The sequence below is a fragment of the Bacillus cereus group sp. BfR-BA-01524 genome (assembly GCF_022662595.1).
In the GTDB taxonomy this organism is placed as follows: domain Bacteria; phylum Bacillota; class Bacilli; order Bacillales; family Bacillaceae_G; genus Bacillus_A; species Bacillus_A thuringiensis_S.
Genome location: NZ_JAKUDW010000192.1, coordinates 1 through 3688, shown reverse-complemented (window position 1 = coordinate 3688; position 3688 = coordinate 1). Strand labels below are relative to the sequence as shown.

The window sequence follows — 3688 nt, the reverse complement described above, 5'->3', positions numbered from 1 at the left end:
GGCCCCAGAAGGGCGGTTTTTGCCCGCTGGGGTTATCTTTGGGAGTTTGAGGGTGTAGAGGCTCGTGGTCAAGTGAACCGTGGAATAAAAAGTGTAGGACGGGACCCCAGAAAAGGGCAAAAACCAAAGGGTTTATCAGAAATCTATATTGAGGATCTAACAAAAAGAGATATTTGTTTTTAGTGATGAATAAAAAGTCCTCTAGTTTGTTTAACTGGAGGACTTTTCGTGTTTACATAAAATTCGAAAGCGGAAGTTAATGTAATATCTTTGTTCAAGTATTGACTCTTTTGTTCAAGATAACTTTTCAATTTAGAATTCTGTATAAAGAGCATAGTCTAAAATAGATTGATATACGCTATGCCATTCATGATGATGCACTGTAATTTCATTTGGATTAATTAATTTCCTATGGGCTGATTCATGCTTACCTTCAAAACTATGGAATTCTTTAATATCCATTCGGTAGAACACTTGATAACCAACTTTAGGATATTTACTTTTTTCATCCCATTTTGGATTCTCGTTGTGATCAACTATTATGTATCCAAGAAGATTACATTTACCTTCAACATAGCCCTCTTCCATTGCTTCACGTTTAAAGCACTCCTCAGGAGTTTCATTTAATTCAATGTGACCACCGGGAAGATCCCATCCTCTATGATTTAAATCAACTAATAATACCTTGCTATTATAAAAGCAAAGTCCATGAACACTTGTTATTAAGTTTTGTGGCGGTAGTTGATTATCCTGTTTCCAGGTTAATTTTATTTTTGCTTCTCCCCAATTTACATAAGCTGTTGTCATATAACATCCCCCCTTTTCCTAATTATACCATTCGAAAGAATGATCTATTATGATTTATGAGTGTATATCCTATACATGTTGGGTTAACATAACGTCCTATTATCGGTAGCAACTTTTTTGATAGAATCCCTGTTTTTATAGGGATTCTTTTTTCTTTTCTAGTCAAATCGATATGCAAGATTTTATACATCGTTGATAGAATGGGGATTCCAGGGATCCTGATTATTCTTTTTTTGCATAAAATCTTGTATAAATAAAAAAGATTTTGATGTGGGTATCGAGAAGTAATGAGTATTAGTGTTAAAATCGAAATGTATTTCGAAATTAATTCGATTTTAAAATCGGTTGTGATATTAGTTGTGAGTGAATTCCGATTTTGATTAAAATATTGATTTAGTAATGTTTTATGAGTAAAAAATGTATTCCGTTTTTGAAGGAGGAATGAAAGTTGGAACTAAAATCGGAAATGTATACACCGAAAATTGTTGCGGATCGTTTAGGGATGACTCCGGATTTATTAAAAGTATGGTCAAATGAATTTAACATACAAACGGAACGAAGCCCAGGAGGGCATCGTAGGTATTCTAAGGAAAATATAGAAGAATTAACAGCAATTAAAGAAAAAATACAGTTGCAAAAGTGGTCTTATGATCAGGTTCGGGCATGGAGAAATGGAGAACTTGATTCATTTGTTTCAAAAGAAGAAAAATCGGAATTAGAAAAGAAATTGGATGAGGTATTAGAAAATCAGCAATTACAAAATCAATTTAATCAAGCGCTTGTTCAAAAATTACAGGAAATTACGAATGAATTAGTTACAACTAAAGAGCATTTAGCTAATACGGAGAAAAAGTTAACTGAAGTAGAAGGTAAAAACAGTGAATTAGAAGTTTTTATAGAGAAGAAGTTAGAGAAGCGAGATCAGTTATTGCTTGAAAATATTAGAGATATGCAAAAGCAAAATCAGAAACAAAAACGGAAAGGTTTTTTCGGTTTGTTTAAAAATTAAGTATGATTGATATTTTTGTAGGGTTCTAATGTCGGAAAAAGAAGAATAGAAATATAGCATACATACAATAAGGGAATGCAGTATAGATCAGTTTACAAGCATTCCCTTGTTCTATGTATGTTTTTATTGGAAATTATTTATTTTTTTACATTTTTTGTATATAAAATGTTTGTTTTATGATATATTAATCATTGGATTATTATATCTAGATTTAAGGTTTTTAGTGAGGAGAATTACGTGTGAAGAAAATATTAGCGTTTAGTCTTTTTGTTATTTTGTTATTTGGTGTTATTTTTTTAGTTATGAATAAAAATAAAGAAGAAGTTCCAGTAAAAGAGTATTATAAAAATAAAATTTCACAAGAACAGTTACAACAAGATATTTTAGATAAAAAAGAGAAAATTATTTATTATTATCAGACACACTGTTCTCATTGTGCTAAAGTTTCACCAATCGTTATACCTATGGCACAAGAAATGAAAATTGACATGCAGGTTATGAACTTAGAAGAATACGATTCAGCTTGGGATCAATTTAAAATTAAAGGAACTCCTACAATTATTCATTATAAAGATGGAAAAGAATTAAATCGGATTGAAGGAGAACAATCGGAAGATGATTTTGATAGTTGGTTTCGGAAGAATAAATAAATAGATTTTATGAGATTAGAAAATTTGTTTTATTACTTTTATATCTAGATATTTTCTTAAAAGAAACTTATTATTTAAGTTTCTTTTGTTTTTTATTAATATTTAATTTTATAAGGGGTTTTTAATATGAGTAGTCAAAAAAGAAAAGAAAACTTATTATTCCTTGCATGGTGTGTTTCTTTTATTGCTACATCGGGTAGCTTATATTTTTCTGAAATTATGAAGTTTATTCCTTGTACGTTATGTTGGTATCAGAGGATTTTTATGTATCCTTTAGTTTTATTATTAGGTGTTGCTGTTATAAAAAAGGATTATAGTATTTCAAGATATTCATTAATATTTGGTATTATAGGTTCTTGTTTTTCTTTATATCATTATTTGATACAAAAGATTGTTTTCTTTTCAGAAAGAGCTGTTTCTTGTGGACGTGTACCGTGTACTGGTGAATATATAAATTGGTTAGGTTTTATTACAATTCCTTTTTTAGCTTTATTTGGATTTATTGTGATTAGTATTTGTAGTTTGATTTTATTGAGAATTTCTAAAGAGGATTATTGATGTTTTTTGACATTTAATTTGTTATGTTTTTTATATTGAGTGAGATAGTACTGAAAATATCAGATTTTTGTAAGGTAAATAAATTTTTTAATAAATAAAAATTATGGATGGAAATATGAATAATTATTTATAACTTTAATAGAAAAAATAAAACTAACTATTTTTTATAGCATAGTTAGTTTTATTTTTTATGGTTTTATTATAAAATCGTTAAATTAAAATATAAATATAATCTAATTTAACTTATTTTAAAAGTTCCGCTGTTTTTCGTCCAAGCCAACTTCCAAGTTTTCTAACTAGTGAACCACCATTAATTTTTTCTAATTCCTCATTTGTTAATTCTTCTAGCTCTTTTAATTTTTGAGTATTCATGAAAATCCCTCCTATAAACATGTTGTGATATTAATAAAATAATCTTTATATATAAAATATAATTATTATTTTGAGGTAATTTTGAAAGCTATTTTTTTCTATTCTTCGTACATCATGTAACAGCTTGCTCTTGCATTAGTTCTAGGAGCATAATATTTATCACAAAATGCATGTTTTTGAGCATTTCCTGATGCGCCACCCCATCCGGCAATTTCTCCCATTTTACCCCAGAAGCCTCCGCCATTAATTTCAAGTTCTTGATTTGTTAAAGTTTCAAGATTTTTGTTTAATT

The 3688-nt window shown here is 28.7% G+C and carries 6 protein-coding genes and 1 pseudogene; 4 read left to right on the top strand and 3 right to left on the bottom strand.

The window, feature by feature from the left end:
• Positions 1-183: hypothetical protein (locus MR170_RS30075; RefSeq protein WP_242310534.1), on the top strand; the 183-nt coding region annotated here is incomplete at its 5' end.
• Positions 184-312: 129 nt separating this feature from the next.
• On the opposite strand, the gene MR170_RS30070 is transcribed toward MR170_RS30075, so the two are convergent.
• Complete coding sequence (locus tag MR170_RS30070; RefSeq protein WP_242310532.1) at positions 313-807, bottom strand: NUDIX hydrolase; 495 nt, start codon at positions 805-807, stop codon at positions 313-315.
• Positions 808-1255: 448 nt separating this feature from the next.
• Between MR170_RS30070 and MR170_RS30065 the strand changes: the two genes are divergently transcribed.
• The 3 genes from MR170_RS30065 to MR170_RS30055 all read left to right on the top strand — a co-directional run bounded on the left by MR170_RS30065 (position 1256) and on the right by MR170_RS30055 (position 3024).
• On the top strand, positions 1256-1816 hold the full coding sequence (locus tag MR170_RS30065; RefSeq protein WP_193409705.1) for a MerR family transcriptional regulator: 561 nt from the start codon (positions 1256-1258) through the stop codon (positions 1814-1816).
• Between the two features lie 239 nt (positions 1817-2055).
• Positions 2056-2466, top strand: coding sequence for a thioredoxin family protein (locus MR170_RS30060; protein ID WP_193409704.1), 411 nt, complete (start codon positions 2056-2058; stop codon positions 2464-2466).
• Between the two features lie 126 nt (positions 2467-2592).
• Positions 2593-3024 (top strand): disulfide formation protein C, encoded by a 432-nt coding sequence (locus tag MR170_RS30055; protein ID WP_242310530.1) that lies wholly within the window; start codon positions 2593-2595, stop codon positions 3022-3024.
• Positions 3025-3267: 243 nt separating this feature from the next.
• Here MR170_RS30055 and MR170_RS30050 read toward each other — a convergent pair whose 3' ends face one another.
• Together MR170_RS30050 and MR170_RS30045 are read right to left on the bottom strand one after the other, a co-directional pair.
• Complete coding sequence (locus MR170_RS30050) at positions 3268-3396, bottom strand: ComC/BlpC family leader-containing pheromone/bacteriocin (RefSeq protein WP_242310528.1); 129 nt, start codon at positions 3394-3396, stop codon at positions 3268-3270.
• Between the two features lie 98 nt (positions 3397-3494).
• A pseudogene (locus tag MR170_RS30045) lies at positions 3495-3688 on the bottom strand (hypothetical protein); the annotation flags it as partial.